Raw genomic sequence first — 19,584 nt, 5'->3', positions numbered from 1 at the left:
TACTTTATTGAGTATATTAGCCCAAAAATGTGCTTTTTGTTGTATTTTAATGATATGAATGGATTATCATTCAGGAATATATTATATTTAGAGCAAGATTATTGATATTTTTAAACTATAAAAAATTCAATAAATATTAACTATTTAGAATTTTCAGAAAAACTTGAAACTAATGAAAAAAAATCTACTATTATTCATTTTGCTGTTTTCGGGGCTAAATATTTTGGCACAAAGCGGTTTTGAAAAAAAGAAAAAAACAAGCTCTGGAGAAAAAGTTTCCGGTGATTTTCAGGTAATCAGCGGAAAAAGTTCTAACAAAAAAGGCATAACAGGCCTTTCAGTTTCCACTCAGGATATTTCCAAAAAAATAATCAGAGATGAAGACTCAGATGCGGTTATTTACCTTAGCAATAAGTCTTTTTCGCGTGGAATGAAAAAAGCCAGGAAAAGTTTTGCCGAGTCTGGAAATGAGTTTTTTAAGGCACATAAAGGCGATTTGAAAATTGAAAATCCGGCTATGGAATTTCTGAAAATTGACGAAAATACTGATGAAATAGGGAGAAATCACCTGAAATACCAGCAAAAATTCAAAGGCGTAAATATTTATGGTGGCGAGTCGATGATTCACTCCAATGAACTGGGCTATGCCGAATTTTTGACAGGAAAAGTATATCCAACCCCCAAAATAAACACAATCGCCCAGATTGATGCAAAATCGGCCATAGCGGCTTGTTATCAGGATCTTGGAAAAACAACCATCATTCAAAACAAAGGCCTGGTGGGAGGATTGCTAAAAACTGAAACCGAGCTGTCAGAGTTGGTGATTATTCCGGAAGGTGGAAAAGAATTTTTGGCTTATCATATCACTGTAAGGCCCAATATGCTGGAGCGTTGGGTGTATTTTATTGACGCTAATACCGGCAAAGTACTTGACAAATACAACCATACCTGCTCGTTAGATGGAGTGGTAAATGCCTCAGCAAAAGACCTTAATGGCGTAACTCAGACTTTTAAAGCCGTACAAGTTGGTGGTGTAAACTACATGATTGACGCCACCAAGTCAATGTATAAAAACGCTCAATCCAATCTTCCCAATGAACCCGTAGGTTCTATTTGGACCATAAACGCCCAAAACTCTAAAGTAGATGCCGATGAATTAAATCTTGCTCACGTTACCTCCAATTCGGCTACCAGCTGGAATTCCACGGCGGTTTCGGCACATATCAATGCATCAAAATGCTATGATTATTTTTTGGCAAAATTTGGAAGAAATTCATTGAATGGCAACGGTGGAAATATTATTTCGGTAATCAATATCGCCGATGAAGACGGTAAAGGCATGGATAATGCCTACTGGAACGGACAGTTTATGGGTTACGGCAATGGGCGTGATGCGTTCAAACCTTTGGCGGGAGCCCTTGACGTAGCCGGCCATGAAATGACCCACGGTGTAGTAGAAAATACTGCAAAATTGGAGTACCGCAATCAGTCAGGAGCTTTAAATGAATCATTTGCTGATATTTTTGGTGCCTTGATTGATACCAAAAACTGGACGATGGGCGAAGACGTGGTCATAAAATCACAGTTTCCTTCAGGTGCATTGAGATCTCTGGAAAATCCCAATCAGGGTGGCAAAAATGACCCGGGATACCAGCCAAAAACCATGTCGCAGTATGAGTATTTGAAAGACACCCCAAGCGAAGACAATGGTGGTGTACATGTCAACAGTGGAATTCCTAATCATGCATTTTATAAATTTGCCACTGCAGCCGGCATGAGTCGCGATAAAGCTGAAAAAGTATATTATCGGGCCTTAACCAATTATCTGACACGTACTTCGAAATTTACTGACTTAAGAATCGCAGTTTTACAGGCTACTAAAGATTTGTATGGTCAGGCTAGTGAATACAATGCCGCAGCAGCTGCATTTGACGCCGTAGGTATCACAGACCCCAATGCTTCGGGAGGCAGTGGTGGCACTGGTGGAGGTTCGGGTAGTTCCGGTAACGGACAGTCAACCATTCCGGTTAACCCCGGAACAGAGCAGATTGTGGTTGTGGACCCTAATGATGGAAGCATTTATACTTCAGACATTGAAGGTAAAAATATTGTAGAAATAGTTAATAAAATTGGCTCTCAAGGTAAGCCCAGCATTACTGATGACGGTTCGTTTGTGTATTTTGTGGGTACAGACAAACACATATACCGTAAAAGTTTAACATCCACTGCTGCAGTTAAGAAATTGAGCGAAACCGCCAGCTGGCGTAATGTGGCGATATCAAAAGACGGGAAATTGTTGGCAGCACTGTCAAGTACATTGGAACCGGTGATATATGTGTATGATTTGGTAAATAACAAAAATGCTAAATTTGAATTATATAACCCTACTTATTCTCAAGGAGTTAGTTCGGGTGAAATTCAATATGCTGATGGTCTGGAATGGGATTATTCGGGTGAATATCTTGTATATGATGCCTTTAATGAGGCCAAAAGTAATTTCAAAACCATAGAGTTCTGGGATGTGGGTATTCTGAATGCCTGGGATGCAATTGGGAAAACTTTTGGTGATGGAACCATCGAAAAATTGTTTACCAACCTTGAAGAAGGCGATAACATCGGTAATCCGGCTCTTGCCAAAACCAATACGGGTATCATGGCATTTGACTATTTTGTCGAAGATGATGATTTGTATTATATCCTGACCGTTGACTTTGGAAAATCAGGCGATAATATCGGAGCCGTTGAAAATAATAATATCGGATATCCGGATTTTAACAAGTCAGATAAAATGTTGATATTTAATGCTTATGATGGTGAAACCGAAGTAGTTAGTACTGTAAATCTTGATACAGACAAAATAACTCCCACCTCAGAGGCGGAAGTCAGATTTACTGATGCCAAATGGGGTATCTGGTTTGCATCAGGCACACGTGCTCTGCCTACCAAAGAAGCCCAGACAATCACCATCGCAGCCATACCTGACAAACAGCCCAAAGCCAGTTTTGATATTTCTGCCTCGGCGTCGTCAAATTTGGGCTTAATTTACACTGTGGTAAAGGGTGATGCCAATATTTCAGGCAAACGTGTTACGTTGGGGAGCACTCCGGGCAAAGTTACCATAAAGGCTATTCAGGACGGAACCACCAAATATGCCCCGGCTACTGCGGAAGCTAGTTTTTGTATTCTTCCTCCGGCACCAAAACTCACTGATAATGGACAAACCGTGGTAGCATCGGGCGGAACATTGTATCAATTTTATGTCAATAATAATCCTATTGGAGGACAAACCAGTACTGCCTCATTGAAGAAAGACTTTGGAGGTACCTATACCGTGAAAACAATAACTTCGGATGGTTGTGTGAGTGCGTCCTCTAATGCCCTTAATATAGTAGCACTGGCGACTGAGCCTCAGCAGGAACTGTCGGTAATGATATCGCCTAACCCAACTTTCGAAAGGGTAAGAATTGATATACCTGTTGGTGAGACTTTGAAGAAAATTGATGTGATGGATAGCAAAGGCATAAAAGTGAAAACTGCCGTTACCAATTTGGTGAGCGTTTCAGACCTGTCAACCGGACAATATATGTTTAAAGTCGAAACTGACAAAACATCCAGAACGGTGAAAATTATAAAGAATTGATTTATAAATTTTTAAAACACATAGCCGTCGGTTTATACTGACGGCTTTTTTTGTGTTCTTTGAGAAAAGTTTTCCTTTATCAATTTATTTTTTTATCAAAATACCATTCTCTACACTTTCGTTGAGCAGGTTTTCGGCAAAATGCCAGATGGAGGATGAGCCTTCATTTATCACTTTTTTCTTATCATAAACTTTTTGGTAATCCACGTTATATTCTGCCCAGGTGCCGCCATTGTTGGAAGTATTTTGGAGCAAAGGTTCCAGACGATCCATGGATTTGGCAAACTTTGCTTCGGCGGTCTGCCCTTCTTCAAATTCCTGCCAGATTTCGATGAGTTCTTTGGCCTGATCGGCAGGTAAAAGCCCGAAAATGCGTTTGGCGGCTTCCAGCTCTTCTTCGGTGTTGGTGTGGTTTTTCTGAGTATCATAAATGAATGTATCGCCGGCATCAATCTCCACAATGTCATGGATCAGCACCATTTTAACCACTTTCAATATGTCGATGGCCGCATTGGAATGCCCGGCGAGGATAATCGCCATCATGGCCAGGTGCCAGCTGTGCTCGGCATCGTTTTCGTGACGATCACTGTTAAATAGCCGCGTTCTCCGCTGAATGTATTTGATTTTGTCGATCTCCCTGATGAAGTCAATTTGTTTTAACAGATTAAGATCTTGCATTGCTTTTCCCTATTTTGCTGAGGGCAAAATTATGGATTTTGAGGGGATTTGGGAAAATTTAATGTGGTTTGTAGAGGAAATATGTTTGGAGGCAATTTTTGGAAATAAAAAAGACCTAAAACTATTGGATATTATAGGATGCAAAAAAGGTATTATCTATTATTCAATTTCTTATGATATCCAACCAAGGATTTGAGGATTGAAAATTCTTTTCTATTTAGCTTTTGGATGTCCTGTTAGAACATACCTAAGTGCATGGATACTGTTTTAAATAAGCTTCTCTATCTCCACTTTTTGATGACATTGTCTAAATATGAAGAAACTGATGTATTAATAATTTCGATTAATTCGCTATCCATATATTGATATTCATCTGGTATATCTAATACAATAATATTTTTATCTCTTGCAACCATCGCAAAATTTTCATGCATTCTTTGTTTATGTTTCTTTTCCATAGCGAAAATGATGTCTGCCCATTCGATTAATTTTGCAGATACTTTAATACGAGCTGAGGGTTCAGTACCGGCTGATTTAACATTAAAATCCTGACTGTCTTTAAATATAGTCTCAGCGGTTTTACTTCTCCATTTATTTCTGCTACAGATAAATAATAGGTTCATAGTTTTTCTTTAATGATGAAAAATGTTAATTGCTATGTAAAGTTGAGAATTTGAATTACAAATATTGAATTTATTACTGTCTTTGTCGGTAAAATTTTCTATTTTTTATTGGGTTTTAATCTGATAATTTTTTACCTCAAATCATTATTTCGAATAGCAATTCCTTGAGCCTTAAACAAAAAAAATGAACTGACTCTCGCCAATTCATTTTTTAGATGCTTTTTGTAACCAATCCGAATTATTTGATAAGGTTTTTGAAGGCTGAGCCAAAAATTACGTAGCTGGTATTGCCGGCGATGGTGCCTTCGTTTTGTCCCCAAAGGAAAGGCCAGTCGTCATAATTCTCAAAGTGATCAGGTTTTCTGAACAATATCCCCGGGGCCACATTGCCCGGTATAAACGAGAAATCAGCACGGTTGTTACCATAAAATACCGCTTTCGGGCGTGCCGCACCCACCGCAGCTACCAACGAATAGTTGTGATAAGGATGGCAGCCAAACAAAAAGTTGGACACCTTAAAGGCATGATTGGCATCGATGATATCAGGGAAATATTTGCTCGCAAAACACAGCGTAGTACCGTAATTGAGCAAAGCACCGCCACCCGCCCAGTTGCCAAGGCCGATAGGCACCCCATAAGGATTGTCTTTTTCCAGCCCAAGGACGTACTCTTTGTATTTAAGCATATAAGGACGGAGTTTTTCTTTATAGGCGGCGTCCATGTGCGGGATGGCATTGAGGGCCGTCAAAATCGTGAAATTGACATTTCGGTCAAGAGCAGGCCATAAAAGCTCCTGAAATTTATTGACATATTGCTGCTCGCCGGTAGAAATATACAGCTGCAGGTTAGTCGAGATGTCGGCAAACTTGCTCCAGCGGCTGAGGCTGTCCTGGGGCCTTTTGGCGAGCAGGTCGTTGGCTTCAATCAACAGTCTTTTTGACTGCACCAAAGCTCTGGCCGAGAGGTCGTCGTTGTAGCCTTTCAAAACCCGGCTCACCGATGCAAACATGGTGGCGGCATTGAGGTCGAGACCGGGATTTCGGCTTGTAAATGCCCACATGTCATCTTTTACACCGCTTGAGCGGCCATCTGCGGCTTTTTCAAACGGCCCAAGATTGGGATTATAAGGCAGGCCGTCGGTAAGTGAGGCCGCATCGCCCAGGTGATGGTAATTGTCAAGCACCGAGTTGGACAGTGTCTGAGACATGTGCCCGATGATTTCGGCTTGTGCAACGAGGTTCAGTGCCCCATGCTCGATAAACTGCAGCATGTCAGGCGTACCATCTGGCCTGTGGAGGTCAACGTAGCGTTGTTTTTGGTCCACGAAAGTCTGGTCACGCATGGGCTTGAAATACTCCCAGGTATGTACAAAATTCTGCACCACACTGATATTGGAGCCGGTTTCGATGTCAAAGTCACCTGCATCAAAATATCCGCCGACGTTTAGGCCCGGGATAAGCTCCAGCGGCTTGTATTTGGTGTCGGTGGTAGGCCCCTGGTCGTGGAGGTCAAAGTGGTCGGTATTGGGTGGGGCCTGCAGATAGCCTTCTTTGAAAGGTTCGCCATGCCATACCCGGTAGGCTTCGTTTACGGTCATGTGATTCATGTGAATCGGAATCCAGACGTCGCTGGTGGCGTCAGTGATTTTCTCATAAACGTCGCTCTGAATGATGAAGTTATTGGTCTTATTATCACCATATTGGATATAATAAATACCCGGCGTTTTCACTGCTGTGAAATCAAATTTCACATAATGGTATTTGTAATAGTTACCCCAGGAAACCACTTTTCCGCTAAAAGCCACTTTGGCGTTGCCATCTTCGCCCACTTTATACAAGGAAGCAGTGGGTTGAGGCTTATCTTTTTTGTCGAGCTCTATAACCGCCACTTTGGGTTGGGCTGGGGAGTAGCCCACCTGCGAAAATCCGATGTTTGGCTTTCTCAACCAGCCATTTATGGCATTAGGCTCAATGGTCCAGGTCAATACTTTGCCTGTTTTACCGACAGGCAACACACTTCTGACCACAAACCAGCCGTTTTGTGCCAACACGCGGCCATCAAATAACTTAAGATCGGCATCGGCGGAGGTGATTTTAACCATACGCTCTGGATCGTCAGGAGCCAGCAAAAGGCTACGGCCTGTTTCGAGCGGGAGCGGGTCGATGTATTTGCCTGTACCACGGTCGTCAGCGGTGATATAGCCTTTAAACTGCTTCGGCTTTTCACTGTTGGGGCGGGTAATGGTGCTGCTCACGACATAGCGGGGGAAGCGGTTGTAACGGCCGTCAACCAGATAGGCTTTTCCCCAATATTGTGAGGGCAGAAACTCAACGTTGAATCCGGCACTGCCTTCGAGGGCTTTGGGGATGGGTTTGTCTAGATAAACCGAAATTTCGACGCCTTTGCCTTTTGCCGTAACCACCACTCTGGATTCAAAATCATAATCTTTGTACCGGAGATTTGAGGCGATGCTTTTTGTGGCTTTGTCCACTTTTCGGTTGTAGATTTCAGGCACAAGGTCCCATTGCTCGGGAGTATTGGAGAGTCTGACGGCCCCGCCCTGCATGGTTCTGACTCCGTGATGAATCATTTCGATGCCGGCGTTTTTTTCGTCGTTAAAGCCTCCGTTAAACAAGTTATTGTAAACCAGTACATTGACTCCCTGCGTCTCGAAATACTCGAGATTGTTGAGTTTTAATTCCTGAGCGGAAGAAAAACGGGAGACCTCCAGTATCATAAATAATACTGAAAAAAGTGTTTGTTTTTTCATGTTGAATAAATGAGTAAATTTTTTTGGTTGAAATAAATGTACCATTAAAATGCCATTTGGGTATGTTTTAGATCTGCAAATGCCAATCTAATGGATTAACAAAAATAGTGATTAATAAGGCAAAGTGGGCTATGGAATGTCTCCATATTTATGTTTTATAGATGCTGAATTGAGGGGTTTGAATATTTTTAATTTTTTTTCAAGAAAAAGGGTAACAAAAATTCTTTCCCTCACATTATGATGAAAACTTTCATAATATTTAGCCTGTTATTTTTCAGCTAAATGATGCTAATTTGTAATATTATATCCGAAATAAATCTTATATAATTAATTGTTAATCAGTGGTTAAGTATTTCCTCAAAGTGCCAGCATATCTTTCAGGAAGGTCAGGTCTGAAAAGGTTTCGGCATCAAGATTTTCGGTTTGGGTCAAGGTCTTGCTAATTTTTTCTGAGAAACGGGCTTTTGTTTGTTTGTCGTTGAGCCATTTTTCAATATTAGCATTTGTTTCTGGCTTATTAAAGGCATTTTTTAAGTTGATAGCATTTTGCTCGCCGTATTCGCAATCGTACAATACCAGATCTTTATAGTGCAAAACGCTTTCAGGGCTTTCAGCATCTTCCCAGGACTCCAAAATAGGTTTCAGATCAAAATTGGCCGATGAAAACATCACCAGATAAGTAGATATGCCCTCACCGTCGGGTGAATAAGGGTAAAAGCTCAGGCATTTTTCAAAATACAATTTGGAAAAATTGGACAAAATCTGCTTTTCTTCTGCAGTCCATTGGTCTTGTTTATGCAATTCCAAACGATGAAAAACGGTTTCTGTAGCAGCGTCCGGCACTTCAAAGTTGGTCATAAGTTCCAACACGCGGGGCAGGAAGTGCTTCATTTCCCATAATTCCCGCTCGGAATAACTTCTCGCCGACTCAAAATAACCGCTTCTTAGCTGTTGGGCGGTGATTTCTTTAAGAGGTGTATTGACCAAGACGGCCTCGTCGCTATCGCTTATGCAGCACCTTTTGCATAAATCCAATGTGGAGCCAATGGTATACTTTTCAAAGAGTTTATAGGCTTGCTGTATCAGTTCCTCTAAGGTCATATGTTGGGTTTTCGGGCTGTTTTTTGCTAAAAGTATAAAATTTCACCAAATAGATTTTACTTGATATTTTCTGATGGTCTCATCTTTTGTAATGAGTATCAGATCGTCTGATTTAGCTTGAGCAATTAGTAATCTGTCAAAAGGGTCACGGTGTATAAATTCCAGTTTAGAAACTTCAAGGGCATGCTTAAAAGTTATTGGCAAAATTTCAAATCCGTTTTCATCAATTAATTTCATAAAACTTTTCAAGCCTTCCTTGAATTGAAATTTTCCAAGGCTAATTTTAATTGCGATTTCCCAAATAGAAGCAATGCTGACAATTTTGATATTTGAAGAATCTTCAATAGCTTTTTTGCTTCATTTGATAAAAATTTATCGCCATTTAAAAACCAAATTAAAGCATGTGTGTCAAGCAAGATATCCATTAAATATATTCTTTAAAGTCTGAAAGTGGTTCATCAAAGTCAGGAGAAGTATAGATTTGACCTTTGGCTGAACCAAATTTTGGACTCTTTTTCTTGATTATTTTTTTTCTTTTGGTTAGCAGAAAATCAATATAATCACTCACTTCTGCCTTTAAATCAGCGGGTAAGGTATCAAGTTTTGTCAATAATTGAGTCTGTTCCATTTTGAAATCGTTTATACAAATATACAAAAAAAATGAAAAATTAATTCTTAGGATGATTTATGAAATTTGCCCTTAATATTTCCTCGAATTGAAATGTTTAAGTTAAATTTTCAGCTACATATAATGTTCAAATTTTGCCTTTCTTGAATCTCTAATACCTATTTCCCCTTGTTACTATACCAAAACGGAATAGCCACATATTCATCATAGACTTTTTTGGGTAAACTGTCTGTTTTTAAGGTTTTTATGTGAAGGGTATTCCTTCCAATTTTACAGTTTTCGGTGTTAAGATAGGCTTTAATTCCTTTGCCCCGGGCATTGGTTTCAAATAAAAACTCCGGAGAATTAAGAGTGGAATCGTTTATAGAAATTTGAAAATAAGTTCCGAGACACTCCAATCTTGCCGCATCCCGCAGAGGTCTTTTCTGAGAGTTTCTGAGGTTGTCGGACAATGTGGGTTCTTTATATATTTTGGCTAAATTTTCATCCAGAATTTTGGTATAATTGATAAAAAGCTTCAAAAAAGGCTCCTCAATCACATCAGACTGGATACTGGCCACAGGAGTATCGTCATTTTCGGTTCTCAGATTGTCATAAAAATTAGTTTCGAGCTTATGATTTGCTGACCCGGAAGAGTAATAATTTCGTGATTCAAGAATAGGAATGCCTGCGTGCTCCAGCAGTTTGGAGCTATAAATACCGATTGCTACTGCGAAAAAAGTAAACCCGATAATCAAAACCGTCCTGAAATATTTTTTATGGGGCATATTTGACCCAAAAGTGAAATTGATGAATTGAATGGGCTTGTACATGCCCATGTATAAGAACGTACTTTTTTCAATCGTTGCTTTGTAGAGTTTCCCCAGGATGGGTTTACTTCGGTATTTTTCTTTTGAGCCTATCGCCATTATGACCATTGAAAACGCCCAGATGAGAGCAAATAATATCAAAAATATTATTTTGGTTTTTTCATATACCACCGGAAGATAAGTTTTGAAGCCAATTGTAGCCACAAAACCAAGCAAATACAGCACGGCCATCATGATGCTAAACAATACCAACACAAAGGCGATGGAGAAAATCTGACTGCAAAGTTTGTCGAGCTTTACAATATAGCTATCCAAAGTGCCGAACTTTTGTTTGTACATTTCGGCCATATCTTTTGTGGTATTTGGGATATTGTCAAAGTTGATGCCTTGCGGGAATACCGCCCTGAGGCCGACCAAAGCAATCCAAAACGCCCGGATAATAAAGTGAATAATAAACGTAAAAATCAATAAATAGGCGGAAGATTTACCAAAGCTGTAGGCCAACGTGGGAAATACCTGGCTGGAAATATCACTGCTTATCTGGTAGTTTTCATAAAAGCTGCTTATGGCTTTGTCGGCAATTTCCGGCAGAAAAGAGGTAGAAAAAATCGCTGCACCTGAAACCACCAGTTCGAGGTTCCAGCTTTGATTTGACAGCTCTTGTATCCAAATACTTTTTTCGTGGGGAGTGTTTTCCATCAATAAGTTTAGGTTTTGGGCAAAGATAAAAACTTTGTTGATTTTTTTAAGGAATTATAGCTTTACCCCAAATTTTTTGCAGATCAACTAGATGAAAAATGCTCATAAAGTCATGAAATATATGATTGATTTGCATTTTACCATAGAAAATTTTTGGAACTTAAAAAATTCAATTGCTTGATTTTTTAGGTTCCTTGTTGGAGCATGTTTTTGAAAGGATTTTTCAGGTGGTTAAACCCATTTTCCTAAATCGATGCCTTTAAAAGTAGAGTAAAAATTTAATAAATAAACTCAGTTACCTTCACCAAATGCCTGTAAATATTTTTCTATTTCGGCTTTGATTGCCTCGAGTTCACCGTATTTTTTAATTAAAATAGTACCTTCATTATTTACTAAAATATGAAATGGATAACCGGAAGCATTCAGTTTTTTAACGAATTCATCATTTCGGTCAAAATAATTCTTCCAGGATATGTTGTTGTCTTTCAGTATTTTATTGGCTTTTGCTATTCTTTCAGTCTGTGATTCATCAGTTACAGAAATAAAATTAACGCCTAGTTTGCTATAATTTTCATGCATTTTTACCAGTTCCGGCATTCCCTCAATACAAGGTTTGCAGGTAGTGGCCCAATAATCGATAAATGTGAGTTTATAAGGTGCAAAATCTGATTTTCTTAGGTGATTATCTTTGTCAAATGTGATGTCAGGGAAAGTTGTAATTTTTAGTTTATTCAGAATTTCTATCAGTTTTTTATAAGGTTCACTTTTTTTGATTGCCGGAGAAAATAGTCTGAGATTTTCAAGATAAACATTGGAATAGCCATAAAAATTTAAATCATTAACAATCTCCCAAAACGCCACATAAGAGTTGGGTTTTTTAATAATATAGGCTTTCAAGTCCTTGTGTTTTGAGGTTATTTTAGGATCCATCTCATTTTGAAATGGTCTTAGTCCTTCGGTATATTTTCCATATTTTTCAATAAATGTCTTATATTCTTCATTGATCGCTGAAACAGAAACCATCGAAAATTTCATGTCGGGGTTAATTTTGATTTTCAAACTTCCTTTTTCGAGAAAAAGTGGCTGGGATGGGCCACGCATTGACATAAAATAGATGGGTTGAGGATAGGAAACTTGTCCCTCAAGCAGATTTTCATCTTTAAAAAACATCATAAGCCCATTGGCATCTCCAAACGATTTTGTACCGGAATTGGACTTTAGACCATAAGAATAAAGTGTCTCCAGATTAAACCTGCTCATTGGATAAGACAAATAAACTGAGTCGTTTTTCAGGTCTGGAGCATCAATTTTGACAGAGAAATTGGTTTGTGCCTGAATGTGCGTTAGAACTAAAACCGAAAAGAAAAGGGAAATAATAATGTGTTTCATAGTTTGGGAAATTTAAGTTTAAAAAATTTATAAATCAGCGGATATAACAAACACTGAATTTTTCAGGAATATATAGTCGGTTTGCATTTTAGGTGGAAAATGTTGCTTGACCACAGTGGATGCTTTCTATAACTAAAAACTAAGTTATAGCTAAAAGTATTAATATCCAAGCTTTTGAAGGTAAAAGTTTTTGGTTGGTGGTCGTTTGTGTGATGTTAATTATTTGGGAAGAATGTGATTTTCGCACCCAATTTGATTTTAGATTAATGGAGCGGTTTTTTTTACTCTTATTAATGATAAATTTTATATTATAAGATTCACCCATATTGTATAAACTACATCAACACCAAAAATCAAACTCCTAAGTCGATATTTTTAAAATTGTAAAGCCGCCCAAATTGGCTTTTGAAATAATCTGTTTTTTTAATAGTTAGAAATTTATCATAAAAATAAAAACATCATTCCACCATCATCACAAACTTATAATGCTGCCTCATAAACCCCAGCCGCATATAAAATTCATGGGCACGGGTGCGTTTGAAGTTGGAGCTCAGCTCTATCTGGTCCACTTCTTTTTTCTTACAGTAGTTTTTGGCAAATTCTATCAGTTTTTCACCGATTTTTTGATTGCGATAGGTGGCAGTTACCACCAGTTCCTGTATCTCGCAGATGGTTTTGGCATGGTGCAGGTGGTCAGAGAAAACCATGCTGAGGAGTGCCAGAGGGGTTTTCTCGTCCCAAACCAAAAAATAATGGTGGGTTTCGAGCAGGAGATTTTTCTTAAAAACCCGCTCAAAATCCACCTCGTTGAGTACAGTCTCCTCCAGCTCGTCAACCAGCAGCTTTACTGCCGGCAGGTCTTCGTGTTGAGCTCTTCTGATGGTCATCGTTATTTTATTTTAGCCCATGCGTCAAGTTTTTCTTCCAATATGCTCAGTGGCAGGCAGCCGTGTTTCAACACTTCGTCGTGAAATGCCGCCAGACTAAACTTATCACCCATTTCGGTCATATATTTTCCTCTCAACTCCCTGAGTTTCATCGCACCAATCTTATAAGAAAGTGCCTGCCCAGGGTAGGCCATGTAGCGTTCTATTTCGGCAGTGGCACCTTCGACCGATATGGCCTCGTTTTCGAGCATGTATTGCAAGGCCTGCTCGCGTGTCCAGCCTTTTGTGTGAATTCCGGTATCTACTACTAACCTTATGGCCCGATGTATCTCATCACCCAGAGCACCCAGATATTGATAAGGGTCGGTAAATAGTCCGAGGTCTTTGCCCAGCGATTCGCAATACAAAGCCCAGCCTTCGCCATAAGCACCATACCAGCCAAACCGCAGGAATTTCGGAATCTTGAGGTTTTCCTGTTGCAATGATACCTGATAGTGGTGTCCCGGAATTGCCTCATGCAAAAACAGCGACTCCATGCCGGAGGTTACGTTAAATTTGGTGGCGTCGGGAATCGGCACATAAAAAATACCCGGTCTGCTGCCGTCAGCGGTACCCTGAATGTACTCGGCACTGGCCGAAGCCTCTCTGAATGCCTCAGTACGTCGAATCTCAAATTTGGTTTTAGGAGTGAGGTTAAACATTTTTTTGAGGTTGGGCTCCATTTTGGTCTGGATATTTTTGAAAGCCGCCAACACCTCTTCCGGGGTCTTGTAAGGCATCAGTTTTGGGTCGTTTCTTACCGATGCCAGAAATGCGTTGAGATCTCCTTTAAACCCGACCTGCACCCTTATTTTTTCCATTTCTTTCCTGATACGGTTTACCTCCGAGAGTCCAATCTGCATGATTTCATCTGTTGACTTCAGGCTGGTGGTCCAGTAATAGGTAAGAAATTTATAATGATGAATCCCGTTTTTGATAGATAAAATTCCGCTCGAACCCCTTGCTTTGGGCAAATAGGAGTTTTGAAGGTAATCGGCCAATTTTTTGTAAGTCGGCTTTACTTTGGTTTCGATGGCGGTGGTATATTTATCAGTTATGGCAGTTTTTTGGGTAGCGTCCATACTGGCAGGGATTTTTTTCACCGGTCCATAAAACAAGTGTGCTGTAGGCTCTCCCATGGCCAGTTCCCGCATCTGAGGGATCATTTTTTTGACCAAAGCCGCCGGAAATACATTTTCGGCTTTTATGCCTTTGTCGAAATTTGCGATGGCAGTGTCAGCCCAAATCACAAACTTATCAAATCTTTTGAGCCAGTTGTCGTAGTCCTGAGCAGTTTTGAATGGTTGAGCCGATTCGCCGCTTCCGTATTGGGCGATGGTCAATGGCAAACCGACAAACTGATTAAAAGGCTGTAAATGAGTAGGGTAATTGAGTGCCTCGGCTTCAGTAGTGAGGTTGAATTTCAGAGCGTTGTAATATATTTTTTCGTCGTCGTTGAGCCCATTGGGGTCAAATTTGTCAAGACGGTCGTTGTAGGTCTGATAAAAATTAAGCAGGTTTCGGCGATACTCTTCCGAGATGTCGATGGGAAGCTGGTCGTTAAAGCGATTGTCGCCCTGTGAAGTGGCTTCTAATGGGAAAAACGACAATCTTTCTTCGTAATAATCTTCGAATAATTTGTTGAGTTCTTTGTTTTCTGATGGCTTACAGGAAAACATGGCAAGTCCGACAAGAGCGGAAAGCAATAATTTTTTCATTTATAGGAAAACTTTTTTTTGTAAAAATAAAAATAAATTTTGGGCTGATAATCAAAGTATTGAAGAAAAGTGCGGGTTTTTGGTGATTTTAGCGTGTAAAAATCAATAATATGGGTTTTTTATTTAATTTTTTTTAAAAATGGACTACAAAACTTAAGTAAAAGAGTCTTGTTTGTCTCAAAAGATTAGAAAGAAAAGTATTTTCTATAAAGTAATAATCTTCTAATAAATCACTTGATACGGCTATCCGTGATTCCCAGGATTTTCCAGGTGCCATCGATTTTTCCTAAAATAAAGATATTAGTTCCTTTGTGGGAAAGTTTTTGATTGAGATAAAACTCATAAGGAGTAAAAGCGGTAGAAACTAGTTCATCGTTTTGGACTTTTATATCGAGCAATCTCTCCTCAAATTTGACAGTTTCGGGAATTGAAATTACCGATTTCAGAAAACCCTGAAATTCCTCATTTTTTACAGAAGTGCTCTTGTCGGCCTTGATATAAACTGATTTTAAAATTAAATCTTTGTCACATACTGACTTGATTTTCAATGTATCGCGGGCGTGCATGCCTTCGAAAAAGGTTTTGACCGTGGCTGAAATTGCCTCGGTAGCAGATTGGGCTTTCAGGTTAAAGGCTGTTACAAAAAATGCGAAAATCAGTAATGCTTTTTTCATAGAAAAGATAATTTTCCATAAAAATAGATGAAAAACCACAGCAAACAAACTTTTGGAGAGCCTGAGAATTCTATTTTTTTCTCAGATCAAAAACTCTCGAATAAATAAACATGGCTGTGTGGGCATCGGTGAGCTGAGTGTTTACCGGCGATTTTTTAAGCATATTCAAATACCCCAGTTGATAAGTATTTTTACCTGAAATTATTCCAAAACCGACAGAAATACGATTTTGATTAAGCCTTATTTTATTCACAACATTTTTACCAAATTCGTAAAAAAGATCCTCAGAGCCGTAGATATACAAACTGTTTTTATTTCGAAATTTATATAAAGTGTGCCTGATTTGGAAAGTATATCTTGTGCGAGTGTTATAGACAAAACCATCGACAAGCATATTATTGGCGATATTTTCTCTGAAACGGCCTTCAACTCTCAATCCATTGTTAAATGTATTTTTTCCGGCTTCTACAGAATACCAGATTAGAGCCCATGGGCGGTGCTCATTGCGTTGCAATTTCAGGTTTTCAGGATTTTGAAGCCACAAATGGGCGTAACCTGCACTGATATTTAGTTTTGATTTTTTATTCGAAATAAGGGAATAGTTTCCTCCGCCACGAATGATAAAAAAGCTTTCCGGCACAAAATGGGCATCAGCCGAAATGGCAAATTTGTTGGTGAGTTTTGTTTGTGTCGAGGTTCCCAGCCAAATCTGATTTTGATAGATAATGTCGTCCTGAGCTAGTACCGAAATTCCTGATAACAGAAAAAAAAGTAAGGTTAATTTTAATGGTTTTTGTTGCAATTTGTTGGCCTGAGTGGCTGATTTCTGATTCCAAAATTAAAACTTCATGCAAGGTAGTGTTCTGCAAAATGCATTTTTGTGACTATTTTCACAGAAAAATTATATTAATCAATCAATGGTGCATATTCCGGGGATTTCGGCTGAGCTTTTAAGTGAAATTAAAGATAGGGCAATAGAAAAAACTGTACCTGAAAATACGGTAATTTTGAAGGAGGGACAATATATAAAAGTGATTCCCCTGGTGCTGGAAGGGCTTTTGAAAGTCTATACGCAGTATCAGGAAAAGGAACTGCTTCTGTATTACATTCAACCCAACGAAAGCTGTGTGATGTCATTTAGTTCGGGCCTGAAAAATGAGCCGAGTAAGATATATGCCATGACGGAGGAAGAGACCCGTATGCTGCTTTTGCCGGTGGATGATGTAATGCGTTGGACCAAAAATTTCCCCGATTTCAATAGTTTGTTTTTCAGTCAGTTTAATCTTCGCTATTCTGACTTGCTCGAAACCATCAATCAGCTCCTTTTTGATAAAATGGACAAACGCCTTCTCGACTATCTGCAGCAAAAAGTAAAAATGACTCAGAAAAACCCTCTCAAAATATCTCACCGGCAAATTGCTGCCGAACTGGGCACCGCCCGGGAGGTGATTAGTCGCGTGATGAAAAAGCTGGAAACTGATGGCAGAGTGAGACAAATTGGGAATTCGGTGGAGGTGATTTGAGATTTTTTTAAAATTATATTATTTTAAAGTGTTGAAATATAGGTATTTATAAAATTTTTAAAAATATTTTTTTGAGTAGTGACTCAGGTTACTGCATAGGTTTTTTTTATGCTGTTGTTTTGTATCATAATTATTAAACCAAAATTTATTGATATTATGAAAGCAAACATGGGTTCTTTGGATCGTATTCTCAGAGTGGTATTGGCAGTAGTATTTGCAGCTTTGTATTTTACAGGAGTTGTTGAAGGTACTTTAGGTATCGTATTGGTGGTTGCAGCCGTAATTTTTGCCCTTACCAGCTTAATCAGTTTTTGTCCGCTTTATCCTATATTTGGTATCAGCACCAAAGGAGACAAATAAGATTTTCAAATGTCCGGAATTGTTGAATTTCAATTCCGGACATTTTTATTAACTCAATCCTACAATTTTCCCTGATTCATCAATGTCCATACTTTCAGCAGCAGGGATATTGGGTAAACCCGGCATACGCATGATTTCTCCCAAAATCGGAATCACAAAACCGGCACCGGCAGCATATTCAAACTCCCTGATGGTAATAATAAAATCTTTAGGTCTGCCGATTTTCCGTTCGTCATCTGACAGGCTTTTGGGAGTTTTAGCCATACAAACCGGGAGTTTTCCAAAACCCAGTTCGTCGATTTGTTTCAGTTGCATTTTAGCTTTCACTGAATAGGCCACGTCGTCAGCACCATAAATTTTGGTGGCAATGGTTTTGATTTTTTCTTCGAAAGGAAGATCTAAATCATATAGAGGCGAAAAACTACTTTCATTTTTGGAAACGAGATTTCTGACCTCTTCGGCTATTTCCACCATACCCGTACCTCCTTCGGCAAATCCCGTACTTTCAATGGCTTTAATGTCATATTTTGCACAGAAATCTACCACAATTGCTATTTCTTCAGCAGTGTCTGTCGGAAATCTGTTGATGGCTACTATGGCTTTCATGCCAAAATGCCGCATGTTTTCGAGATGCTTGCCCAAGTTTTCACAGCCTTTCAGTACTTTCGCAGCAGATGGTTGGTCTAAGTTTGCTTTTTTTGCCCCTCCATGGTGTCGCATGGCTCTGATAGTAGTCACCATAACCACGGCTATTGGCTTTAGTCCGGATGTACGGCATTTGATGTCAAAAAACTTTTCAGCACCCAGGTCGGCACCAAAACCTGCCTCAGTTACCACATAATCGGCCAGCGACAATCCCATTTTAGTTGCAAGAATTGAGTTGGTACCCTGGGCAATGCTCGCAAATGGTCCCCCATGAAGTATGGCAGGGTTGCCTTCCAAAGTTTGTACGAGGTTGGGTTTTATGGCATCTTTAAGCAAGATGGTCATCGCACCTACAGCATTGAGGTCACGGGCAAAAACTGGTGTTCCGGCGTAGGTTTGACCAATAAAAATATTTCCCAGTCGCTGTTTAAGGTCATCGAGACTTTGGCTCATACACAAAATTGCCATGATTTCTGAGGCCGGAGTGATATTAAATCCATCTTCCCGCACCATTCCGTTTTGGTTACCACCTAGTCCGATTACAGTATGTCTGAGTGCTCTGTCGTTGAGGTCAATGACTCTTTTCCAGGTTATGCTTCTTGGGTCTATTTGCAGGGAACGTTTATTGTTTTGGAGGTTGTGGTCAATCAATGCAGCCAAAAGATTGTTGGCTTTTTCTATGGCTGAAAAATCACCGGTAAAATGGAGATTGATGTCTTCCATGGGTATCACCTGGGCATATCCCCCGCCGGCAGCACCTCCTTTTAATCCAAATACCGGTCCTAAGGATGGTTCACGTAAAATGGCTATTGCTTTTTCTCCGATTTTATTCAGTCCATCTACCAAACCTACTGTCATGGTGGTTTTTCCTTCTCCAGCAGGGGTAGGAGTGACGGCCGTGACAAGAATCAGATGGTTTTTGGATATTTTATTCTGATCAATGAGCTTCAATGGAAGTTTTGCTTTGTATTTACCGTAATATTCCAGGTCGTCGTTGGAGATGTTGAGTGAAGCTGCTATTTCTTTTATGTGTTTTATAGGAGCATTTTGAGCAATTTCGATGTCTGACAGCATATTGTATTTTTCTTCAAAACTGAACAGAAAAATACTTTTATTCTATGATAATTGTCAAGACAAGTAATGGGATTAGTGATAAAAAATATTAGAATGTGTCAATTAATTTCAAAGTAAACTTATTAATTAGAATAGGTTTTAGCTAAAAAAATATTTTGATTTCTATAAATTTGGCTATAGGAGGATTAATGGATGATGTTTTTTAATACCTTGCTATAGCGGTTGGGAATAAGAAAACGCTCAAATTGTAAAATGGAATTACCTGAATAATATTACTTTAAATCGCTTTGGCTAATATATTAATATTCTTTGAAAATTGAATTGTAT

Annotated in this window: 16 protein-coding genes; 3 read left to right on the top strand and 13 right to left on the bottom strand. The window is 39.2% G+C overall.

Translation table 11 applies throughout. The annotated features are described in order from the left end of the window. The first annotated feature begins 172 nt into the window (after positions 1 to 172). Positions 173 to 3,640 (top strand): M4 family metallopeptidase, encoded by a 3,468-nt coding sequence (locus tag IPP61_00755; GenBank protein ID MBL0323711.1) that lies wholly within the window; start codon positions 173 to 175, stop codon positions 3,638 to 3,640. A gap of 84 nt (positions 3,641 to 3,724) precedes the next feature. Here the strand turns inward: IPP61_00755 and IPP61_00750 are convergent, their stop codons facing one another. From IPP61_00750 to IPP61_00695, 12 genes are all read right to left on the bottom strand, one after another. Continuing rightward, positions 3,725 to 4,318 carry an HD domain-containing protein gene (locus IPP61_00750; protein ID MBL0323710.1) on the bottom strand — a complete coding sequence of 198 codons (594 nt, stop codon included), beginning with the start codon at positions 4,316 to 4,318 and terminating at the stop codon, positions 3,725 to 3,727. Between the two features lie 281 nt (positions 4,319 to 4,599). Continuing rightward, on the bottom strand, positions 4,600 to 4,941 hold the full coding sequence (locus IPP61_00745) for a protein tyrosine phosphatase (GenBank protein ID MBL0323709.1): 342 nt from the start codon (positions 4,939 to 4,941) through the stop codon (positions 4,600 to 4,602). A 238-nt stretch (positions 4,942 to 5,179) separates the two neighbouring features. Next, entirely contained in the window at positions 5,180 to 7,711 is a 2,532-nt protein-coding gene (locus tag IPP61_00740) for a glycoside hydrolase family 9 protein (GenBank protein MBL0323708.1), read from the bottom strand. A gap of 357 nt (positions 7,712 to 8,068) precedes the next feature. Further along, the gene (locus tag IPP61_00735; GenBank protein MBL0323707.1) at positions 8,069 to 8,812 is read right to left on the bottom strand and encodes a hypothetical protein; all 744 of its coding nucleotides are present in this window, start codon (positions 8,810 to 8,812) and stop codon (positions 8,069 to 8,071) included. A 42-nt stretch (positions 8,813 to 8,854) separates the two neighbouring features. Beyond that, on the bottom strand, positions 8,855 to 9,157 hold the full coding sequence (locus IPP61_00730; protein MBL0323706.1) for a type II toxin-antitoxin system VapC family toxin: 303 nt from the start codon (positions 9,155 to 9,157) through the stop codon (positions 8,855 to 8,857). 79 nt (positions 9,158 to 9,236) lie between these two features. Continuing rightward, the gene (locus IPP61_00725; GenBank protein MBL0323705.1) at positions 9,237 to 9,440 is read right to left on the bottom strand and encodes a DUF2281 domain-containing protein; all 204 of its coding nucleotides are present in this window, start codon (positions 9,438 to 9,440) and stop codon (positions 9,237 to 9,239) included. Between the two features lie 158 nt (positions 9,441 to 9,598). Further along, positions 9,599 to 10,948, bottom strand: coding sequence for a hypothetical protein (locus tag IPP61_00720; GenBank protein ID MBL0323704.1), 1,350 nt, complete (start codon positions 10,946 to 10,948; stop codon positions 9,599 to 9,601). Between the two features lie 291 nt (positions 10,949 to 11,239). Then, the gene (locus tag IPP61_00715; protein MBL0323703.1) at positions 11,240 to 12,337 is read right to left on the bottom strand and encodes a TlpA family protein disulfide reductase; all 1,098 of its coding nucleotides are present in this window, start codon (positions 12,335 to 12,337) and stop codon (positions 11,240 to 11,242) included. A 458-nt stretch (positions 12,338 to 12,795) separates the two neighbouring features. After that, complete coding sequence (locus IPP61_00710) at positions 12,796 to 13,224, bottom strand: GNAT family N-acetyltransferase (GenBank protein MBL0323702.1); 429 nt, start codon at positions 13,222 to 13,224, stop codon at positions 12,796 to 12,798. A 2-nt stretch (positions 13,225 to 13,226) separates the two neighbouring features. After that, positions 13,227 to 14,981, bottom strand: a complete 1,755-nt coding sequence (locus tag IPP61_00705) for a DUF885 domain-containing protein (protein MBL0323701.1) — start codon at positions 14,979 to 14,981, stop codon at positions 13,227 to 13,229. A 230-nt stretch (positions 14,982 to 15,211) separates the two neighbouring features. Further along, positions 15,212 to 15,655 (bottom strand): nuclear transport factor 2 family protein, encoded by a 444-nt coding sequence (locus IPP61_00700; protein ID MBL0323700.1) that lies wholly within the window; start codon positions 15,653 to 15,655, stop codon positions 15,212 to 15,214. Between the two features lie 70 nt (positions 15,656 to 15,725). Continuing rightward, positions 15,726 to 16,457, bottom strand: a complete 732-nt coding sequence (locus IPP61_00695) for a DUF2490 domain-containing protein (GenBank protein MBL0323699.1) — start codon at positions 16,455 to 16,457, stop codon at positions 15,726 to 15,728. A gap of 115 nt (positions 16,458 to 16,572) precedes the next feature. Between IPP61_00695 and IPP61_00690 the strand changes: the two genes are divergently transcribed. Then, positions 16,573 to 17,178: a Crp/Fnr family transcriptional regulator gene (locus IPP61_00690; protein ID MBL0323698.1), complete on the top strand. Its 606-nt coding sequence runs from the start codon at positions 16,573 to 16,575 to the stop codon at positions 17,176 to 17,178. A gap of 156 nt (positions 17,179 to 17,334) precedes the next feature. After that, entirely contained in the window at positions 17,335 to 17,538 is a 204-nt protein-coding gene (locus tag IPP61_00685; GenBank protein ID MBL0323697.1) for a DUF2892 domain-containing protein, read from the top strand. Between the two features lie 48 nt (positions 17,539 to 17,586). Here IPP61_00685 and IPP61_00680 read toward each other — a convergent pair whose 3' ends face one another. Further along, a complete protein-coding gene (locus tag IPP61_00680; protein ID MBL0323696.1) occupies positions 17,587 to 19,257 on the bottom strand; it encodes a formate--tetrahydrofolate ligase in 1,671 nt (556 codons plus the stop codon). Between the last annotated feature and the right edge of the window lie 327 nt (positions 19,258 to 19,584).

Source organism: Cytophagaceae bacterium (assembly GCA_016722655.1).
Taxonomy (GTDB): domain Bacteria; phylum Bacteroidota; class Bacteroidia; order Cytophagales; family Spirosomataceae; genus Leadbetterella.
The sequence above is the reverse complement of the archived record's forward strand: the minus strand, read 5'-3'. Positions and strand labels throughout refer to the sequence as shown.